This window comes from Streptomyces sp. YIM 130001 (assembly GCF_003574445.1).
In the GTDB taxonomy this organism is placed as follows: Bacteria; Actinomycetota; Actinomycetes; order Streptomycetales; family Streptomycetaceae; genus Streptomyces.
The window spans coordinates 29841-49298 of the sequence record NZ_KZ984571.1 but is presented as its reverse complement, the minus strand read 5'-3'; the positions used below and the strand labels follow the sequence as shown (position 1 = coordinate 49298).

Annotated in this window: 14 protein-coding genes; 3 read left to right on the top strand and 11 right to left on the bottom strand. The window is 70.6% G+C overall.

Annotated elements, in window-relative coordinates; genetic code table 11:
- Positions 1-419 precede the first annotated feature (419 nt).
- A complete protein-coding gene (locus tag DSC45_RS31920; protein WP_119295498.1) occupies positions 420-2168 on the top strand; it encodes an SGNH/GDSL hydrolase family protein in 1749 nt (582 codons plus the stop codon).
- A gap of 15 nt (positions 2169-2183) precedes the next feature.
- Here DSC45_RS31920 and DSC45_RS31915 read toward each other — a convergent pair whose 3' ends face one another.
- The 10 genes from DSC45_RS31915 to DSC45_RS31870 form a co-directional block, all read right to left on the bottom strand.
- Positions 2184-2963 carry an exodeoxyribonuclease III gene (locus DSC45_RS31915; protein ID WP_119295497.1) on the bottom strand — a complete coding sequence of 260 codons (780 nt, stop codon included), beginning with the start codon at positions 2961-2963 and terminating at the stop codon, positions 2184-2186.
- An 86-nt stretch (positions 2964-3049) separates the two neighbouring features.
- A complete protein-coding gene (locus DSC45_RS31910; protein WP_119295496.1) occupies positions 3050-3682 on the bottom strand; it encodes an MBL fold metallo-hydrolase in 633 nt (210 codons plus the stop codon).
- Between the two features lie 56 nt (positions 3683-3738).
- Positions 3739-5028 (bottom strand): bifunctional 3-oxoadipate enol-lactonase/4-carboxymuconolactone decarboxylase PcaDC, encoded by a 1290-nt coding sequence (gene pcaC / locus DSC45_RS31905; protein ID WP_119295495.1) that lies wholly within the window; start codon positions 5026-5028, stop codon positions 3739-3741.
- 255 nt (positions 5029-5283) lie between these two features.
- Complete coding sequence (locus DSC45_RS31900; protein WP_119295494.1) at positions 5284-6156, bottom strand: universal stress protein; 873 nt, start codon at positions 6154-6156, stop codon at positions 5284-5286.
- A 128-nt stretch (positions 6157-6284) separates the two neighbouring features.
- Entirely contained in the window at positions 6285-6845 is a 561-nt protein-coding gene (locus tag DSC45_RS31895; protein ID WP_119295493.1) for a hemerythrin domain-containing protein, read from the bottom strand.
- 140 nt (positions 6846-6985) lie between these two features.
- Positions 6986-7384, bottom strand: a complete 399-nt coding sequence (locus DSC45_RS31890) for a VOC family protein (protein WP_119295492.1) — start codon at positions 7382-7384, stop codon at positions 6986-6988.
- A 94-nt stretch (positions 7385-7478) separates the two neighbouring features.
- Entirely contained in the window at positions 7479-10535 is a 3057-nt protein-coding gene (locus DSC45_RS31885) for an alpha-mannosidase (RefSeq protein ID WP_119295491.1), read from the bottom strand.
- 83 nt (positions 10536-10618) lie between these two features.
- A complete protein-coding gene (locus DSC45_RS31880; RefSeq protein WP_119295490.1) occupies positions 10619-11443 on the bottom strand; it encodes a carbohydrate ABC transporter permease in 825 nt (274 codons plus the stop codon).
- Between the two features lie 2 nt (positions 11444-11445).
- Positions 11446-12420 carry a carbohydrate ABC transporter permease gene (locus DSC45_RS31875; protein WP_240434963.1) on the bottom strand — a complete coding sequence of 325 codons (975 nt, stop codon included), beginning with the start codon at positions 12418-12420 and terminating at the stop codon, positions 11446-11448.
- Entirely contained in the window at positions 12417-13733 is a 1317-nt protein-coding gene (locus tag DSC45_RS31870; RefSeq protein WP_119295489.1) for an ABC transporter substrate-binding protein, read from the bottom strand. The genes DSC45_RS31875 and DSC45_RS31870 overlap by 4 nt, the downstream gene beginning before the upstream one ends.
- 501 nt (positions 13734-14234) lie before the next feature.
- On the opposite strand from DSC45_RS31870, the gene DSC45_RS31865 reads away from it, so the two are divergent.
- Positions 14235-17750, top strand: coding sequence for a glycoside hydrolase family 38 N-terminal domain-containing protein (locus DSC45_RS31865; protein ID WP_119295488.1), 3516 nt, complete (start codon positions 14235-14237; stop codon positions 17748-17750).
- 314 nt (positions 17751-18064) lie between these two features.
- Entirely contained in the window at positions 18065-18934 is an 870-nt protein-coding gene (locus DSC45_RS31860) for an alpha/beta fold hydrolase (RefSeq protein ID WP_119295487.1), read from the top strand.
- A gap of 23 nt (positions 18935-18957) precedes the next feature.
- Here the strand turns inward: DSC45_RS31860 and DSC45_RS31855 are convergent, their stop codons facing one another.
- Complete coding sequence (locus DSC45_RS31855; RefSeq protein ID WP_119295486.1) at positions 18958-19425, bottom strand: MarR family winged helix-turn-helix transcriptional regulator; 468 nt, start codon at positions 19423-19425, stop codon at positions 18958-18960.
- Positions 19426-19458 lie beyond the last annotated feature (33 nt).

The window sequence follows — 19458 nt, the reverse complement described above, 5'->3', positions numbered from 1 at the left end:
CTCCCATGTCAGGTACCGCCTTCCACGAGTGCGGGGTGACCCGCAACGAACTGGCCCTCACGGAAACCTTTCCGCGAGAGCCAGTCTCATACAGGCAGAACGGTCACGATGGGTGCCACCCGGCAAGGCGGGCACAAAAGCCGTCGTGATCCGGGTTGCCCAACGATCGGCACGTGCACATGACACGCAGCCGCCGGTCACTCGTCCGAGCGAAGCGCTCCCCGGCCGAGCGCCGGCACCGAACCCGTTGCGGCGTCTGCTCTCGCGTTCGCGCCGCAGGCCTCCCGCCGTGAATTCAGGCCCAGTTCAGGCGTCGGTCATTGACGCGTCCCTGTCGTCTCCTTAGCTTCATGGCGCAACCGACGTCACAGGGACCGGAGGAGACCGGCGTGCGCCGAGGTATCTGGGCAGGAACCGTCATGGCGGCGCTGGTGGCGGGGGTGGTCCCGGTCTCCACGGCCGGCGGCGCCTCGGCGGCGGAGCCGAGACCCCGGCCGCTCCCCCTGGAGCGGCACTTCGACAACCGTGCGGTCAGCGACGACTCCGCGGCCGGCCGTGCGGACTTCGACGGTTCCGGAGCCTCGCTGTCCGCCCAGGATCTCGCCTCGGCCGGCTGGACTCCCGGACACACCCTGTCCGTTGACGCCTCCCGTACGGGCATGCCGGACACCCGGCCGGGACGACCGGACAACGTACGGGCCGACGGCCAGTCGGTACGGGTGAGCGGCACCGGCGACGCACTGTCCTTCCTGGTGGCCGGCACCGGAGGCGACGCGTCCGGCATCGGCACCGTCCACTACCGCGACGGCTCCCGCGGCACCTTCCGCCTCACCGCGCCCGACTGGCGCACCGGCCCGCTCGCTACCAAGTCCGTGGCGCTGCCCCATGTGAACACCCCGGACGGCCAACTCCCGGAGAAGGCACGCCTCTACGTGGTGACCGTGCCCATCGCCGAGGGCCGCCGCGTCGCCTCGGTGCGGCTCCCCGAGGACCCCGGCGCGGCCGATCTGCATGTCTTCGACGTGTCGGTGCGCACGCCGTCCCGTGGCCTGACCGGCAGCTGGTCCACCTCCACCTCCGGCTACACCGAGGTCGGGCCCTGGACCGACCGCACCCTGCGGCTCGTGGTGCACACCTCCACGGGCGGGACCGCAGTGCGCATCCGCCTGGACAACACCTTCGCCGGCACACCGGCTCGTATCGGCAGCGCGACCGTCGCAGTGCAGCAGGACGGGGCGAACGCCCGGTCCGCGCCGGTGCGGCTGCGCTTCGGTGGCGAGCAGGGCACCGAAATCCCCGCCGGGGCACAGGCGTTCAGCGATCCTGTCGGGTTCGACGTGCCGGCCGACGCCAACCTCCTGGTCAGCTTCCATCTGCCGGGCACCGTCACGGCGGCACCGGTGCACAGCGCGACCAGTCAGCAGTCGTACGTCAGCGAGCCGGGCGATCACGCCGCGGACGGAGCCGCCGCCGCGTACACCTCGACGATCGGCACCTGGCCGTTCCTGACCGGTGTCGACGTCGGCGGCGGACCCGGCTCGCTGGTGATGCTCGGTGACTCGATCACCGACGGCGTCGGCTCCACCCAGGACGCCAACCTGCGCTGGCCCGACGTACTTGCCCGCCGGATCCTCGCCCAGGACGACATCCCGCACTACGGCGTCCTCAACCAGGGCATCTCCGCGAACCGCGTGGTCCAGGACCGCTACCCCGGCGACGGCGTGTCCACCGACACCGGCGGCGTGAGCGCCCTGCACCGCTTCGACCGCGATGTGGCCGCGCAGACCACGGCCCGTACGGTCGTCGTCTTCGAGGGGGTCAACGACATCCGCTGGGGCGACCCCGCGTCCCAAGTCATCGACGGACTACGGCAGATCGCCGAGCGGGCCGAGTCGCGAGGGTTGCGTTCGGTGGCCGCCACGATCGCCCCCTGCGAGGGCGAGGAGCGCTGCACGGCCGCCGTCGACACCGAACGACGCGCGATCAACGACTGGATCAGGTCCAGCGGTGCCTACGACGCCGTCCTCGACTTCGACGCGGTGCTGCGCGACCCCGCTCATCCGGCACGGATCCTGCCCGCCTACGACAGCGGCGACCATCTGCACCCCGGGGACGGCGGCCTGAAGGCGATCGCCGATTCCGTGGACCTGCGCGAGCTGGCGGGTTGAGCGCGCCGGGCGGGACTACACGTCCAGGTCGACGACCACCGGCGCGTGGTCCGATGCGCCCTTGCCCTTGCGCTCCTCGCGGTCGACGTAGGAATCGGTGACGGCCTTCGAGAACGGGGCGTTCCCGTAGACCAGGTCGATGCGCATGCCGCGGTTCTTCGGGAATCCGAGCTGGCGGTAGTCCCAGTACGTGAACGGGTGGTCGTACTTCAGGGGGCGCGGCACCACGTCGGTGAGGCCGGTCTCGCGCAGCGAGGTGAGGGCGGCGCGCTCGGCCGGGGTGACGTGGGTCGCGCCCTCGAACTGGGCGATGTCCCACACGTCGTCGTCGGTGGGTGCGACGTTGTAGTCGCCGAGGATGGCGAACGGGCGGCTGCCCGCCGCGTCCCCGGCGACGGCGGCGCGCAGGGCCTCGAACCACTCGAGCTTGTAGGCGTAGTGGGGGTGGTCGGGCTCTCGGCCGTTCGGCACGTAGACCGACCAGAGGCGGACTCCGCCGCAGGTCGCCGACACCGAGCGGGGCTCCTCGGCGCCGTCGTAGGCCGGGCCGCCGGGCAGGCCGTGCACGACGTCCTCGATGCCGACGCGGGAGATCAGTGCCACGCCGTTCCACCGGCCCGTGGCGTGCACCGCGGACTCGTAGCCCAGCTCGCGCAGGGCGTCGGCGGGGAACTGCTCCGCGGTGCACTTGGTCTCCTGGACGCACAGGACGTCCGTGCCGCTGCTCTCCAGCCAGGCGAGCAGGCGGGGCAGGCGGGCGGTGATCGAGTTCACGTTCCAGGTGGCGATGCGCATGTCCCACAACCTACCCGCCGGGTCCGACAATCGCCGGGCCCGGCGGTGTGGGTGGGCTCCTCCCGGGGCCGGGCGCCCCGGCCCGGTCAGAGGCTGGCCGACTCTCCCGCGCCCAGGCGCTGGTGCGGTGCCCCGCCCAGGTTCTCCAGGTGCTGGTCGTAGAGGGGGCGGGCCAGGTCCTTGAGGAGGGCGTCGTGGATGTCGACGGTGCGGGTGGGGGCCACCTCGCGTACGTAGTCGACGACCTCCGAGACCTTGTTCCAGGGAGCCATCACCGGGACCAGGAGGGTGTCGACCGCCCGGTCGGGGACGGTGAGCGCGTCGCCCGGGTGGAAGACCGAACCGTCCACCAGGAAACCGATGTTGGTGATCCTCGGCAGGTCCGGGTGGATCACGGCGTGCAGTTCGCCGTGCACCTCCACGTCGAATCCCGCGGCCGAGAAGGTGTCCCCGTCCCCCACCGTGTGCACGCGTCCCGGGAAGGCGGCCGAGAGCTCGTCGGCCACCGAGCGCAGGGTCCACAGCTCGGTGCCGGGGGCGGCCTCGAGGACGGCGCGCAGCCGCTCCTCGCTGTAGTGGTCCGCATGCTCGTGCGTCACCAGGATCGCGTCGGCGCCGTCCGCCGCGTCCGGCTCGCTGAACGCGCCGGGGTCGATGACCAGGGTCCGCCCGTCCTTGACGAGGCGGACGCAGGCATGGGTCTTCTTCGTCAGTTCCATACGACCATCCTGCTCCTGCCCCGGCCGAGTCTCCTGTCGTCCGGGGCAGGGCGGCCTCAGTCCTCCGGCGTCGTCTCCTCGCGGATGACCGCCTGGGCCACCTTGAACGCCGAGTTGGCGGCCGGGACACCGCAGTAGACGGCGGCCTGCAGCAGGACTTCCTTGATCTCCGAAGGAGTCAGGCCGTTGCGCAGCGCGGCGCGCGTGTGGAAGGCCAGATCGTCCAGGTGACCGCCGGCGACGAGAGCGGTGAGGGTGACACAGCTGCGCGAGCGCCGGTCGAGACCTGGACGGCTCCAGATCTCGCCCCAGGCGTAGCGGGTGACCAGGTCCTGGAAGTCCTCGGAGAAGGCGTCGGCGCCGGCGAGCGCGTTGTCCACGTGCGCGTCACCGAGCACCTCACGGCGCACCTTGAGCCCGGTGTCGTACGAGTCCGGACGTACCGGCAGACCCTGCTCGGCCGCGGGTGCGATCTCGGCGACCGGGCCGCCGGGCATCGGCGCTATCACCGGCTTGACCGGCGGCGCCGCGATGGCGGTGAAGCCGGTGGAGGTGTCACCGGCCGACGGCCAGGCCGTGGAGAAGTGGCGTACGAGCAGATCGGTGACGGCTGCGGGCTGCTCGACGGGCGCCAGGTGCGAGGCGCCCGGGACGACCGCGAGCCGGGCGTCCGGTATACCGGCGACCAGGGTGCGGGCCTCGGCGGGCCCGGTGACCTGGTCGTCCGAACCGACCAGGACCAGGGTGGGCACGCCGATCCGGCCGAGCTCGGGACGGATGTCGAAGGAGGCGAGAGCCTCGCAGGCGGCGATGTAGCAGCCCGGGTCGGTGGTCCGCACCATCTGCACGGCCCATTCGGTGATCGCGGGCTGGTTCTGCACGAACGACGGCGTGAACCAGCGCTCGGGCGAGGTACGGGCGACCGGGTCGAGGCCGTTCGTCCGGACGATCACTCCGCGCTGGCGGAACTCGTCGGCCGTACCGAACCGCGGCGAGGCGGCGATGAGCGCGAGAGAAGCCACCCGGTCGGGGTTGCGCAACGCCAGCTCCGCGCCGATCGCGCCACCGAGCGCACAGCCCGCGTAGCCGAAACGCTGCACGCCGAGGCCGTCGAGCGTGGCCAGGAGCCGGTCGGCGTACGAGGCGATCGAGTCCGTGGCGTGCGCGGGCGCACCGCCGTGCCCGGGCAGGTCGTACCGGAACACCCGCCAGGTACGGGAGAGTTCGGGTACCTGCCGGTCCCACATGTGCCACGTGGTACCCAGGGAGGGCCCCAGGATCAGGACAGGGGCGTCTTCCGGCCCGTCGAAGCGGTACTGCAGGGCGTTCTTCGGCAACTCACTCACCGTCCGACCCTCTCATCCGTCACGGGCTGTCACCCCGCCGGGGTGGACCTGTCGGCCGTTGCTCCCTGCAACTGTAGGTGCCGCCCGGCGGCAGTCCCAGCGGCCCGGGTACGTGCTCACAGAACCTCTGCACGTGACGGCCGAGACGGGGCCCGCCGGCAACTCGGGCCTCCTTCCCGGCCATGATCGGGCGCGGGTGACGGCCCCGCGGAGATCCCTGCCGGGTGCGGGCACGCGTGACCGGTGTCGTCCCTGTCAGTCCTGGTCACTCGGCGGGACGACGAGCACCGGGCAAGCCGCGCTGTGCAGCGTCTCGGCACTGACCGACCCGAGCATCAGCCTGCGCAGGCCCGTACGCCCGTGGGAGCCCACCACCATCAGGCTTGCCCGTCGTGAAGCTTCGGTGAGCACGGTCGACGGCCGGACCCGCTCGACGCGGATGTCCGTCCGGACCTCCGGGAAGCGATCACGGCGCTTGTCCGCTTCTGCCTCGAGAACGCGGCGCGCCAGCTCGTCGAGGGCCTCGAAGTCCGGTGCGGCCATTCCCGGGCCGATGGGCACCTCGCTGAAGTGGAAACTGCCGTGGACCAGTTCCAGCCGTGCCCCGCGCAACGCGGCCTCGGCATAGGCGAGGTCGAGGGCCGCCTCCGACACATCGGAGATGTCGACCCCGGTCACCACCCGCTGCTCGGGAACCTCGGACCGCTCGCCGGGGCGAACGACCAGGACCGGGCAGTCCGCATGAGTCGCCACCTGCAGGCTGACCGAGCCCAGCGGCAGGCGAGCGAATCCTCCGCTGCCGCGGTGTCCGAGCACGAGCAGGCTCGCCTTGGCCGAACGGTCCAGAAGCACTTCGGAGGGCCGACCGGCCACACCTTCCACGCTCGACGGGACGTCAGGGAACTCCTGCCGCACCAAGGCAGCGAGTGATTCCATCCGGGAGGCACCGGAGGCGGTCTCGTCCCGGTCCGCTCCGGATCCGTCACGGCTGTCGACGACGTTCAGCAAGTGCAGGGACCTGCGGTGCAGTTGTGCCTGTCGTGCCGCGTACCGGACCACGTCCTGCTGGTAGCTGCTTTCCTCGACTCCCGCCAGGACAGGCCCGTGTGTCGCGGTGCCGTCACTCATCGAGGGCACTCCTCTTCTCGTCGGCGTTCTCGTCGGTTCTCGTCGGCTCTCTCGCGTCGGCACATCCGGTCGGCCCGTGGGCCGCCACGTCCCGCGAGACACCCCTCGGAGGTCAGAGCCGGAGGCGGTCAGTCCTTCCCGCGCCCGGTGAGCAGGTCGCGGGCGCGGTCCACGAGGCCGGTTCCGGGGCCGAGGAGTTTGTTTCCGGGCGGAGTGTCCGGCGTGGAAGGGTGCGGCCGGGTGGGGGCCGTCTTCTTCGCGGTGCGGATCTTCTCACCGAGTTCGTCCAGATCCTGGGGCGTGCAGGCGATCGCGAGCAGCGGGAACAGGCGGCGCTCCTCGTCGTTCACATGGTCGGTCACCTCGAGCTTCAGCGCTGCCACCAGGTGGTCGAAGTGCTCGTCGTCGGCGTCCACGCCTTCGAGATCCTTGAGGTGCTCCTCCACCTTCGCGTGATCGGCAAGTTCTCCGTCCGCGATCGTGCCCCCGTCGGGGACGTGTTCGCGCACCGCCGGGTAGAGGTGCATCTCCTCGGCCACGCAGTGGCGTACGAGTTCGATGGTCAGTTGGTCGGCCAGTTTCCGGCGCTGCTTGGCGTCGGCCGGCTGGGCATCGAGCTTGTCGAAGAGTTCGTCGACCTCGCGATGGTCGGCGATGAGTTCTTCGATGACGTTTCCACCGTGTCCCATGAGAGTCTCCTCGTCCCTTCGTAAGTCGTGAGCTCACGGGAGCTCACCGTCACGCAGGGGTACCCCGGAAGTCCTTCGCCAGACGAGGTGATGGCCGCTTGCGCGTGCCTACCGGAATACGAAAAGGCGCGGGGACGGTGTCAGAGACGGGGCGAGGTGCTCCCACTGGGTGCGTGGCTCAGATCGACTACGCAGAAGATGTTGCCGTCCGGGTCGGCGAGCACGACGAAGTCGGGGTCGGGCGGGTAACTGTCCCAGTCGACGGCCTGCGCACCGAGACCGATCAGCCGCTGGACCTCCGCCTGCTGCTCCTCCTGCGTATCGGTGAACAGGTCCAGGTGGATCCGCGGGTGGCCTTGGGGCGGCGACTCGCTGCGGAGCAGTCCGAGCGCCCGGACGCCACTGTCACGGTGGTTGAGCGTCCGCCACGTATCGCTCCGCCACTCCTGGGTGGCGACCAGGTCAAGGGCTCCTGTCCAGAAGGCCACCGCACGGGGAACGTCCGTGACACCGATGACGGGGAATCCGATCCTCAGCATGCGGACCAGGCTAGGGCTTGTCGTTCGGACCGGCGCGGGGTCCGAGCCGGTCCGAACGACGAGCCCTGGTCTCCGTGGACACGGGCGCGGCAGTTCAGGCGTCGTTCCTCGTGAGGCGGAGGGTGAGGATCTGGAAGGGGCGCAGGGTGATGCGAATCGCGCCGTCTTCGCACTCGGGCGAGGGGCCGTTGTCGACGGGGCGCTCGAGGAGGTCGGTCCGGGACACCGAGGTGAATCGGAACCCGGGGGTCAGGGTGACAGGCGCCCGGCCGCCGTGTGCTTCGTGGACGCGGATCACGACGTCGCCGCTGCCGTCGTCGGCGAGCTTGAGCGCGCTGAGGACCACCGCGTCGTTGTCGAGGGTGACCAACGGCGCCACCGGCGCCTCTCCGGCGATGCCCCGCTCCGGGAGGTTGATGCGGTGCCCCTCGCGCACCGCGTCGCCCACGGTGGCCCCGGGCACGAGTGCGTAGCCGAAGCGGTGCGTGCCCTGATCGGTCTCGGGGTCGGGGTAGCGGGGCGCGCGGAGCAGCGACAGGCGGACGATCGTGGTGACTCCCTGGGCTTCCTGGGCGTCCGCCGCGCGGACCGTACGGCTCACGTCGTGTCCGTACGTCGAGTCGTTGACGAGCGCGACGCCCCAGCCGGGCTCCTCGAGATGTACGAAGCGGTGCGCGCAGGCCTCGAACTTGGCCGCGTCCCACGTGGTGTTGGTGTGTGTCGGCCGGTACAGGTGGCCGAACTGGGTCTCGGCGGCGTAGCGGTCGGCGTGCAGGTCGAGCGGGAAGGCGACCTTGAGGAGCTTCTCCGTCTCGTGCCAGTCCACTTCGGTCTCGAAGTCCAGGCGTCGTCGGCCACGAGCGAGGGTCACGCTCTGCACGGTGCGCGAGGCGCCGAAGGAGCGCGTGACACGTACCGTCGCACCGTCGTCATCGGCGCTGTCCAGCCGCACGTCGTCGGCGGTGTCGAGATCGGTGACGGAGTTGCGGTAGAACGCGTCCACGTCCCAGGCGTCCCAGGCATTGGGAAGGTCAGGGTGGATCTGCAGGAGGTTGGCCACCGCGCCCGGCGCCAGTGTCTCCCGGTGCGACTGGCTGTCGTGCACGGACACGACGAGGCCGCGCTCGTCGAGCAGGACCCGCAGGAGTCCGTTGTCGAGGACGAAGCCACCGGCCTCGCGTGGGGACGCGGTCACGGGCGGGCCGTCCACGGTGGCCGGCGCCAGCCCACCCGGGGCCACACCTGAACGGTGGTGAGGCGCGGAGTTGGCGGTCAGTTCCCTTGCGGCGTTCCCGACCGTCCCGGTCAGGGCCCGCAGTGCGCCCGCGATGATGTCCTCCAGCTCCCGGGCCACGCGAGCGTAGGTCTCCTCCGCCTCGCGGTGTACCCAGGCGATGGAGGAGCCGGGCAGGATGTCGTGGAACTGATGCAGCAGCACCGTCTTCCAGAGCCGGTCCAAGGCCTCGTAGGGGTAGGGGAATCCGCTGCGTACGGCTGCGGTGGCGGACCACAGTTCGGCCTCACGCAGCAGATGCTCGCTGCGTCGGTTGCCCCGCTTGGTTCCGGCCTGGCTGGTGAGGGTGCCGCGGTGCAGTTCCAGGTACAGCTCCCCGACCCACACCGGGGCGTTCGGGTACTCCGCTTCGGCCTCGGTGAAGAACTCGGTGGGGGTCCGCCAGGTGACCCTCGCCGCGCCCTCCAGGTTGCGCATCCGGGCGGCCCTGGCGACCGTCTCGCGCGTGGTGCCGCCGCCGCCGTCGCCCCAACCGGTAGGCGCCAGCGAGCTGTTGGCCGCACCCTTCTCCTTGAACGTACGGGCGGCGTGGGCGATCTCGCTGCCCAGCATCGAGCAGTTGTAGGTGTCGACGGGCGGGAAGTGCGTGAACACGCGCGTGCCGTCGATGCCCTCCCAGCGGAAGGTGTGGTGCGGGAAGGTGTTGGTGCGGCTCCAGGAGATCTTCTGGGTGAGCAGCCACTTGGAGCCGGCCGCCTTGATGATCTGCGGGAGTCCGGCGGCGAATCCGAAGGTGTCGGGCAGCCACACCTCCTCGTTCTCGATCCCGAACTCGTCGAGGAAGAACCGCTTGCCGTGCACGAACTGCCGCGCCATCGCCTCGGATCCCGGCATGTTCGTGTCCGACTCCACCCACATACCGCCGGCCGGCACGAAACGGCCCTCGGCGACAGCCGCCTTGACCTTCGCGTACACCTCCGGCCGGTGCTCCTTGATCCAGGCGAACTGCTGCGCCTGCGACATCGCGAAGACGAAGTCCGGCTCGTCCTCCAGGAGCGCGGTCATGTTGGAGGCGGTACGGGCGACCTTGCGCACCGTCTCGCGCAGCGGCCACAGCCAGGCGGAGTCGATGTGCGCGTGCCCGACCGCGCTGATGCGGTGCGCGGAGGCGTGCGCCGGTGACGCCAGTGCCTCGGACAGCGCTTCACGGGCCGCGGTCGCCGTGGAGTTGACGTCCTGGAGGTCCAGAGCGTCGAGGGCACGCGAGACGGAGCGGGCCAGTTGTCGGCGCCGGGCGCTGTCGAGCGGCAGCTCGTGCATCAACTCACCGACGACGTCGAGGTCTTGGGTGAGTTCCCACACCTCGGTGTCGAAGACCGCGAGGTCCATGCGGGCGAGACGGTACTGGGGCTCGGTCCCCGCGGTGTCCCGATCTCCCAGGCGGGTCGGCGAGAAGCCGTCCATGTCCAGGAGTTCGGGATTGGAGGCGGCTTCCAGGTGCCACTCGACCCGTTCGCCGCCGGCGACCGGTGAGCCCACGCGGACCCATGCGTTACGCGGGTTGAGACCCTTCACCGGCGTACCGTCGGCCGTGTACACGAGGGCCTCGCACTGGAAGCCCGGCCTGCGCGCGTCGAAGCCGAGGTCGAGTACGGCTTCGACGGTCGACCCCGCCCACTCCCGCGGGACTTCGCCGTGGACCTTGAACCAGGTGGTGTCCCACGGCGCGCCCCAGCGATCGCCCACGGCAACCGGTTCGTGGGCCGCCGCCAGTCCCTGGCCGACCGGCACCGGTTCTCCGGCGGCGACCCATGCCTCCACCTGCAGAGGCACCGAAGCCGGGAGGAGGGCGGGGCGGATGCGCTCCGCCAGGACGCGGCGCAGTCGGGCCTCGGTCAGTTCGCGGTCGTCATGCATGGGTCGACAACTCCGTTACGCAGGTGGCGCTTTGAGGTCGTACGGGCGGGTGGGTGGAGCCGGGTGGTCAGCGGGTCAGCGGGTCAGCGGGTCAGCTTGAGACTGTTGACGAAGAACCGCTGGGCGCAGAAGAAGAGGACGACGGTGGGCAGCGAGACGAGAATCGCGCCGCCGAGGACCACCGGCGGCCCCACCGAGGTGTACAGGCCCTGGAGTTCGGCGAGCGCCGCCATGACGGGCCGGATGTTGCGGCTGGTGCTGAGCGTGATGCCGAACAGCATGTCGTTCCATACGGCGACGAACTGGAAGACGAAGGCGGCGACCATCGCCGACTTCGAGAGCGGCACATGGATCTGCCAGAACAGCCGCCACCAGGACGCACCGTCGATGCGGGCGGCCTCGACCACTTCGCGCGGCAGGGTCATGGCGTAGTTGCGCATGATGAAGAAGGCGAAGGGGACGGCGATGGCCGCGTACACGAGGACCAGGCCGAACTGGGTGTCGTACAGGTCGACGCCCGCGTAGGACAGGAACAGCGGGCGAAGGAACACCTGCAGGGGGAGCAGCGCACCGGAGTAGATCATCCAGAACCACAGGGTGCGGCGGCGCACCGGCATGACGACCGCGGCGAAGGCGGCCATGACCGCGAGCAGGATGGCGATCAGGGCGCTGGTCACCGCGTACAGGAGACTGTTTCCCATGGCGGGCCCGAGACGGGCACGGCTCCATGCCTGCCCCATGTTGTCGAACAGGTCGAAGCCCTGCGGCCACCAGTGCGGCGTGCCGTTGTAGTCGGCCGCCGGCGCCATGGCGTTGACGATCACGAGCCAGGTCGGGACGGCCCAGAGCAGGGCGAGCAGGATCAGGGTGGCGTTGCGCAGGATACGGCCGCCGCGTGCCTTCAGCATGGTCAGTCGCCTTTCGCGTCGAGCTGGCGTCGTAGGTACAGCCAGGAGGCCGCGAGAACGATCAGGGTGAGCACCACCGCGATCGCGGCGCCGGCTCCTTGGTGTTGCAACAGGAAGGTCTCCTGGTACATGGAGACGGCCAGGGTCTCGGTCAGGCGGCCGGGCCCGCCTCGGGTGAGCACCCAGATCAGGTCGAACGATTTGAGGCCGTTCGCCAGGCTCATGCCGATCACGATGATGGAGACCGGGCGGAGTTGGGGCAGGACGACATGGCGGAACCGCTGCCAGGGGCCCGCGCCATCGAGGGATGCGGCCTCGAGAGTCTCCGCCGGGATGCTCTGGAGGCCGACCAGGAAGAGGATGACCGCGACACCGGTCGCCTGCCAGGTGTTGGCGAGGATCAGCACCACGGTGTTGCCCGGCCACTCCAGGAGCCAGCCCTGGGACGGGGGGTCGAGGCCCAGGGCACCGACCAGTTGGTTGAGTGCACCGTCGGATGTGAGGACGAAGTTCCATACGACCGCGACGGCGGCACCGGACAGGGCGTACGGCGCGACCACGCACAGGCGGGCGAATCGGGACCAGCGGGTCGCGTCCGTCATACAGGCGATGGCGAGGCCGAGGGCACAGGGCAGGAGCACCGTGCCCGCCACCCACATCAGCGTGTTCTCGACCGACCGCACCAGGTTCTCGTTGGTGAAGAAGAGCGCGTAGTTGTCGAGGCCGGCGAAGCTGGAGTTCCGGTGGTCGTTGAAGAAGCTGCGGTAGACCGTTGCGGCGAAGGGCGCGAGCAGCAGCGCGCCGACGAGGAGCACCGCCGGTGCCAGAAAGCCGCCGGACGCCAGCCGGTCGCGCAGCGGCGCCCGGTGCACGGCGCCGCTGCGGGCAGCCGGCGGCCGTCCCGGCGTACGGGCGACGGGCGCGGCGGATCCCTGGCTACCGGTGCCGGCTGCGGGCCGGGTGGTGGATGTACTCATGCTTCGTCCCGCTTCCAGGCGGCCCACTCGTCCATGGCCCGCTCGTCCATGCTGCGCAGGGTTTCGTCGGGTGAGCTCTGCTGTGTCATGAAGCTCGCGATGTCCTGGGTGTTGCCCTGGACGAGGTTGGGCGGGCTGGCCTCGCCGTACCGGATCAGGCGCGTCACTCGTTCTCGGGCGAGGGTGTCCTTGACCTGGGCGACGACGGGGTTACCGGCCCGAACGACGGGGTTGGCCGAGCCGTCGCCGAGGAAGTCGGTCCACACACGCTGGACGGGTGGGGCGAGCCAGGCGCCCACGCTGGCCATGCCGGCCTTGTGCCGGGTGGCGCTGCTCGGGACGGCCAGCACGGCGCTCTCGGTGATCACCGACTTCCGCGCCGATTTCGTGACGGTCGGCATGAGGAACGCTCCGTAGTCCTTGCCCGGGCGCATGCCGGTCTCGGTGAAGCCCTGCGCCGCCCAAGTGCCGTGCAGGAACATGCCGATCCGGCCCGCCTTGAGTCCGGGGGCGCCGTTGGTCTGGTCGTAGTCGGGCGGGGTCATCCAGCCCTTGCGGATGAAGTCCTGCCAGATGTCCAGGGCCCGGCGCGGCACGTCGTCGGTGTAGCGTGCCCGGCCCGCCATGAGCGCGCGGTAGAAGTCGGGATCGATCTTGCTGATGAGCTCCTGGAACCACTCGTAGGCGGGCCAGCTCCCGAACTGGGTGGCCACGAAGGGGACGACGCCGTTGCGCTTGAGCACGGCGGCGCAGTGGGTCAGCTCGTCCCAGGTGCTGGGCGGGCGGAGCTCGAGACGGGCGAAGAGCCGCTTGTTGTAGAACACCACGTAGTGGGATTCGTAGAGCGGTACGCCATAGACCTTGCCGCGGTACGACATGGAGGCGCGCTGCCCTTCGCGGACCCAGCCCTTGTTCTCGTAGCGCTGCCACAGCCGCGAAAGGTCGGTCAACTGACCGCCGCGGGCAAGGGACTTGAGTTCATAGCCCGCACCCCACTTGATCATGTCCGAGGCGCGGTCGGTCTGCAGGGTCATCTGGGTGACCTGCTTGTACGAGATCGCTTCGGGGTTGGACAGCGGGCGGAGTCCGTAACCGGTGAGGGGCTTCAACGCCTCACCCGCCTTGCGGTAGCCGTCGTCCCAGCTGCCGTTGTCGGTGCTGATGCTCACCGCGCCCGGCACGACAGCCGTGCTGTCGCCCCGGGCGCAGCCGGTCAGCGCCAGCCCTGCCGCGCCCGCGCCGGCCGCGGCCAGGAAATGACGTCGGTCGAACGCCGGGGCTGACCCCGTGCGTGTGGTGTCGAACGATCTCATTGCCGCCCTTTCGCCGGAGTGTGGCGGATCGAAGTCACGTCCTGCCCGGGCCCTGCGGGCCCCAGCGATCTGTCCGGCCCGGCCCCAGGAATCGAGACGCCGATGCGGTGCTCCGTGCCGGGTGGCTGCGGGGAAGGGGCCGGTGCTTGGCGAGGAGGTTAACGACAACACACGTGGCCCACAAGAGTGTTACAGCACGACAGATCGAAGTTTCTTCAACAGTGCAGTTCATGCGCCCGAGACGGTCCGGAGATTCAGGGCTAGCCAATCAGGAACAGATTGGTATCGTTAACATCGCTGCCTCTGCCTGCCCATCGACCACACCGAGTACGGCACGGACCACGCGCGGAAGCGCACCGGTGTCGTACTGCACGCGCCGCCCCTTGACCGAGACGCCCCGTCCCCCGCTGAGTGGCACGAGGCCGAACCCACCGAACCGGCCACCGGCACTTCTCGCCGCGCGCCCGCCCAGGTATGCCCGGACATCTGGAGGTATCCACCATGACGACCGACCCTTTCCTGTGGGAGGCGACGCCCGCGCCCCGCTCCGAGCCCTGGCCGGTCGTGGACGGTCTCCCGACTCTCGTCGTGGACACCGAGCGCCCCTGGCCCGCGGTTCATCCCGGCATCCACGACGCCGACGGCGGCCATCGCGCGCACCGGATCGTGGCCGCCTTCCGCCTCGAAGCCGCCGAGGACACCGTCCTGCACCTGGAGTACGCGGCGGAACGCGGCCCCTGCCCCGACCTCGAGATAACCCTGGACGGCAGGCACCGCTCCCTCCACCACCTCCCCGTGGAGCGGAACGACCGCACCAGGACGGGCGATCCGGGCCCGGTGTCCGGACACGGCACGCTCCGCGTGGAGTTGCCCGCGGCGTGGCTCTCTCCCGGTGACCACGAACTGACCGTCACCACCGTCCTGGACGAGGAGGCCGCGACCGGTGCCGCGCGGCCGGACGCCCCGGAGGCGGCGCACCACCCCGGCGAGAAGCTGCCGCTCCCCCGCACCCAGTACGGAAAATGGTTCGGCTCCTACCTGCGCTGGACGACGGTCCGCATCGAGAGGGCCACCACCCCGATGCGCCGCGTGCCCACCTATGCGCTGCGGACCACACCGCTGCACCTGCACGGCGAGCCGGACCCGATTCCCCTGGTCGAACTGACCGCGAACCTGCCGGCCGGCGGCGCCTTGCCGAGCCGCCTGACGCTGGAGCACTCCGGCGGCAGCATCACCGTCCCGGACTCCCCCGGCGGACGAGACTTCGGCATGGTCCGCTGGCGACTTCCCGCCCCCGGCTTCACGAGCCCCGCCGACTTCACGGTCCACGCGGACGGTGCGGAGGTGCACCGCGCCGGCCTCGCGCCGAGTCGCCGTTGGACCCTGCACCTCATCCCCCACGTACACCTCGACCTCGGCTTCACCGACACCCAGGCCAAGTCGGTCGAGTTGCACTGCCGCAATATCGACAAGGCGCTGGAGCGCCTGGAGCACGACTCCGCGTTCCGCTTCAGCGTCGACGGGGCGTACATCGTCCAGGAGTATCTGAGGACCCGCTCACCTCGGCGCTGCGCACGCCTGCGGGAGGCGATCGGCGCCGGCCTGATCGGCGTCAACACCTTCCACAGCAACCTGCTGACCGGGATCACCCATCTCGAAGAGCTGCGCCGCGCCCTGGACTTCGGTCTCACGCTCCCGCCCGCACCGGGCGCCGTGCCGCGCTACGCCAACATCACCGACGTACCGACCTGGACGAGCGCGCTGCCCTCCGTGCTCCGCACGGCAGGCGTCGACGCGTTCGTCGGGATGTCCAACCACCACCGGGCGGCCACCGACGACAGCGACGAGGTCCATCTGGCCTCCCCGGTACGGTGGCAGGCTCCCGACGGGAGCGAGGTGCTGGCCCACTTCGCCGATCACTACTCGCAGTTGCGCTTCATCGCGGCCGACCCCCAGGCGGTGGCGGGAGCGGTGAACGGCCTCGAGCGTTATACGGAGCGCTACGAACGGCCGGACTACCTGCCCTGCGACCTCGCGCTGATAGGCACCCACGCGGACAACGAGGACCTCGCCGACGGGGACACCGGGTTCGCGGAGCGCTGGAACGGGGTCTTCGCCTACCCACGGATCCAAGTCTCCACGTTCGCCGACTATTTGGACGCGATCGAGCCACTGCGGGACAGGCTGCCGGTGCACCGGGCGGAGGGCGGCAGCTTCTGGGAGGACGGCCCCGCTTCCTCCGCGGTGGACGCCGCCGCCTATCGGCAGGCCCAGGTGCTGCTGCCCGCCGCCGAACAACTCGCCGCCTCCGTACAGCTCCTCGACGACCGGTACCGCCCGCACCGGGAAGCGCTCGACCGCGCCTGGGACGGGCTGATCATCGGCGGTGAGCACACCTGGAACTGGGCGCGTGCCACCGCGCATCCCCACGCCCCGCAGATCGGGGACCAGTTGCACTGGAAGCGGCGGGCCATCGACGACGCCGCCCGGATCGCGCTCGACGAGAGCCGGCGCGCACTGAGCCAGCTCGCCGCATCACTCGGCGTGGACGGGCCGTGCGTACTGGTCCACAACCCGCACCCCTGGCCGGCGACGCTGACCGCGGAGCTCGACCTGCTCGAGGGCAGCGTTCCCCTGGACGCCGAGGGCCGGCCCGTCCCGTTCGAGGTGCTGAGTGACTGTGCGGGGATGCTCCGCACCCGCCTCGTACTCGAGGAGATGCCCGCCTTCGGCTACCGGTGCATGCCGTTGAGCACCGGCGCCGCAACCGTGCCCGCCGGGGAGGGGCCGGCCGCAGTGTCCGCCGGGGAGACGGCGGACGAACGCACGCCGGTGCGGCCCGTCGCCGCAGGCCGGCAGGTGACCAGCCAGGCGTGGGAAGTACGCCTGCGGACTTCGGACGGGCTGCCGACAGGTCTGCGGCACCGCCCGTCGGGGAGGGAACTCCTCGACGGGGACGCCCCGTTCGCACTCGGTGAGCTGGTGCGGCTCACGGCCTCCGGCGCCGCGGACAGCGCACCCCACGACCGCACGATGATCGGCCAGCTGGACTCCCGCTACCACCAGGGCTCCCCCACTCCTCTCGTGGCGGACCGGCCCGCGATGCGGCTGCTCGGCGCCCGCAGCACACCCGACGGGATCCGGCTGCGCTGGGAGGGCACCGGTGCGGGAGCCACCGGCATCACCCTCGAACTGCTCCTGCGGGACTCCACCGAGACCTGCGAGCTGACCGTCGAGCTGACGAAGCAGCCCGTCCTCGACATGGAGTCGACGTCCATCGCCTTCCCGTTCCTGGTGCACGACCCGACGGTGCGCTACGACAGGCAGCTCGGCTGGGTGGAACCGGCCGCCGACCACGGCCCCGGCTCGTCCAACGAGTGGTTGTCGGCAACCTCCGCGGTCACCGTCACCGGCCCCGACGGACCGGGCGTCATCTGGTCCGCACCCGACAGTTCCCTCTTCTCCTCCTCCGACCTGGTCCGCGGCACCTGGCCGACGCGGTTCAGCGAGACGAACGGACATCTGTACGCCTACGTCATGAACAACTTCTGGCCGTGCAACACGGCGCCCGCCCAGCCCGGGCCCGTACGCTTCCGCTACGTCTTCGCGCCCGTCGCACGGCACGTGCCGGAGGCTGCCTCGCGATTCGGCGCGGAGGCCCGCCTCGGAGCCCTGGCCCAGGAGACGACCCTCCTCGACCGCTTCCCCGAGGGCCGCCCCCCGCGCTCCGCCGAGGGCACCCTGCCCGGCCTGGGCGCCCTGGCCGACTGCCGGATCGGCGTGTCCGCCCCGGCAGAGGGCCGCCTCACGCTGCGGCTCGCGAATCTCCGCGCCGACGAGAACGAGGTCGCCATCCAACTCCCTTATGGCTACCGGCCGTTGACACTCGACGCAGCACGAACGGATACACCACGACCCGACGCCGACGGCACGCTGCGCGTCCGGCTCCCGCGGTACGGCCTCACCGAGCTGCACCTCGCCTGCGAATCGAGCCCGGAGCCGCCGTCCAGGAGTTAGCGGGGCGCCAGAGCAGGACAACCGAGGAGTACGAGTGGGGAGAGCCCGGCTCCGGGACGGTGCATCGTCCCGGAGCCGGGCTCTCCCCACTCGTAGACGGATTTCCCGTGCCCTCGACGATCGTCGAGCCGAAGGTGCCCACGCCCGGCGGTTCCGGCGCGCAACCGCCACCACATGTCGCGACACCCCCGAGGTGAATCAGTTGCGCATCATTTAATTGCGCACTATGTTTTTACTCACAGGGGGGCGCGCCCCGCCGGGGCGACGACGGCACAGTGCCGATTGCACGCACACCTCGATTCACGGAGCTCGCCATGTCAAAGGGATCGAACCGTAAGCCGCTTCGCCGTTCACCGCTCGCCCTGACCGCCTTCGGCGCCGCCTCCGCGGCACTGGCGCTGACTGTCGCCGGAACGGCCGACGCCGGCACCGACCACCGCGCCGAGTCGGCGAAGCCTCGAGGCGACCAGACCCCCAGGCCGACCGTGGTCCTGGTCCACGGCGCCTTCGCCGACGGCTCGAGCTGGAACGGCGTGATCGAGCGGCTGAAGCGGGACGGCTATCCGGTCATCGCGCCCGCCAACCCGCTGCGCGGCCTCACCAGCGACGCCACCTACCTGCGCCGCGTACTCGACAGCGTCGAGGGCCCCGTCGTCCTGGCGGGGCACTCCTACGGCGGTTCGGTCATCACCGAAGCGGCCGCCGGGAACAAGAACGTCCGGGCACTCGTCTACGTCGCCGCCTTCACGCCCGACAAGGGCGAGAGCGCGGGCGAGCTCTCCGCGAAGTACCCCGGCAGCACGTTGAGTTCGACGCTCAACGAGGTACCCACCTCGCTGCCGGACGGCTCGAAGGTGACCGACCTGTACATCCAACAGGAGAAGTTCCACCGGCAGTTCGCGGCCGACGTACCCCGCTCCACCGCTCAGCAGATGGCGGCCGCCCAGCGGCCCGTCGCGAGCGCCGCGCTCGAGGAGGGCGCCGCCGACGCAGCCTGGAAATCCGTCCCCTCCTGGTCCCTGATCACCACCGAGGACCGCAACATCCCCGCCGCAGCACAGGAGTTCATGGCCGACCGCGCACGCGCTCACGCCGTCAGCGTCAAGGCGTCCCACGCGGTCACCGTCTCCCGGCCGGGCACGGTGGCCCACCTCATCGACCAGGCGGCCGGCGCCACTCGCTGATCCGTGCGCCTCGCGCGGGCGGCCTATGCGGGTTCGGCCGACTCGGCCGACGCCGCTGCGTCGAGCGCGCTGGTGAGCCGGTCGAGGCGAGCGCGCAGGTCGCGGACGTCGTCGAGGTCGAAGCCCGTCGCGTCGGCGATCCGGCGTGGGACGAGCACCGCGCGCTCACGCAGGGCCACGCCCTCGTCGGTGAGCCGGACATGGACGGAGCGCTCGTCCCGGGCACTGCGCTCACGCCGTACGAGACCGGCCGCCTCCAGCCGCTTGACCAGCGGGGAAAGAGTGCCGGAATCGAGGCGCAGGCGCTCGCCCAACTGCTTGACGGACACCTCGCCCTCCTCCCACAGCACCAGCATCACCAGGTACTGCGGATAGGTGAGCCCGAGGTCCTTCAGGAGGACGCGGTAGACGCCGCTGAAGGCGCGCGAGGCCGACTGCAGAGAAAAGCAGAGGTGCTGGTCGAGGCGGAGGGAATCGTAGCTGGAGGCCATGCCCCCAGCGTAGCGGCAGACCATTTAGTTGCG

Coding starts and splice junctions, on each gene's coding strand:
- DSC45_RS31920 (WP_119295498.1), top strand. CDS start 420: ATGGCGGCGCTGGTGGCGGGGGTGGTCCCGGTCTCCACGGCCGGCGGC.
- DSC45_RS31900 (WP_119295494.1), bottom strand. CDS start 6,156: ATGAGTGACGGCACCGCGACACACGGGCCTGTCCTGGCGGGAGTCGAG.
- DSC45_RS31910 (WP_119295496.1), bottom strand. CDS start 3,682: ATGGAACTGACGAAGAAGACCCATGCCTGCGTCCGCCTCGTCAAGGAC.
- DSC45_RS31885 (WP_119295491.1), bottom strand. CDS start 10,535: ATGCATGACGACCGCGAACTGACCGAGGCCCGACTGCGCCGCGTCCTG.
- DSC45_RS31875 (WP_240434963.1), bottom strand. CDS start 12,420: ATGAGTACATCCACCACCCGGCCCGCAGCCGGCACCGGTAGCCAGGGA.
- DSC45_RS31880 (WP_119295490.1), bottom strand. CDS start 11,443: ATGCTGAAGGCACGCGGCGGCCGTATCCTGCGCAACGCCACCCTGATC.
- DSC45_RS31870 (WP_119295489.1), bottom strand. CDS start 13,733: ATGAGATCGTTCGACACCACACGCACGGGGTCAGCCCCGGCGTTCGAC.
- DSC45_RS31895 (WP_119295493.1), bottom strand. CDS start 6,845: ATGGGACACGGTGGAAACGTCATCGAAGAACTCATCGCCGACCATCGC.
- DSC45_RS31890 (WP_119295492.1), bottom strand. CDS start 7,384: ATGCTGAGGATCGGATTCCCCGTCATCGGTGTCACGGACGTTCCCCGT.
- DSC45_RS31855 (WP_119295486.1), bottom strand. CDS start 19,425: ATGGCCTCCAGCTACGATTCCCTCCGCCTCGACCAGCACCTCTGCTTT.
- DSC45_RS31860 (WP_119295487.1), top strand. CDS start 18,065: ATGTCAAAGGGATCGAACCGTAAGCCGCTTCGCCGTTCACCGCTCGCC.
- DSC45_RS31915 (WP_119295497.1), bottom strand. CDS start 2,963: ATGCGCATCGCCACCTGGAACGTGAACTCGATCACCGCCCGCCTGCCC.
- DSC45_RS31865 (WP_119295488.1), top strand. CDS start 14,235: ATGACGACCGACCCTTTCCTGTGGGAGGCGACGCCCGCGCCCCGCTCC.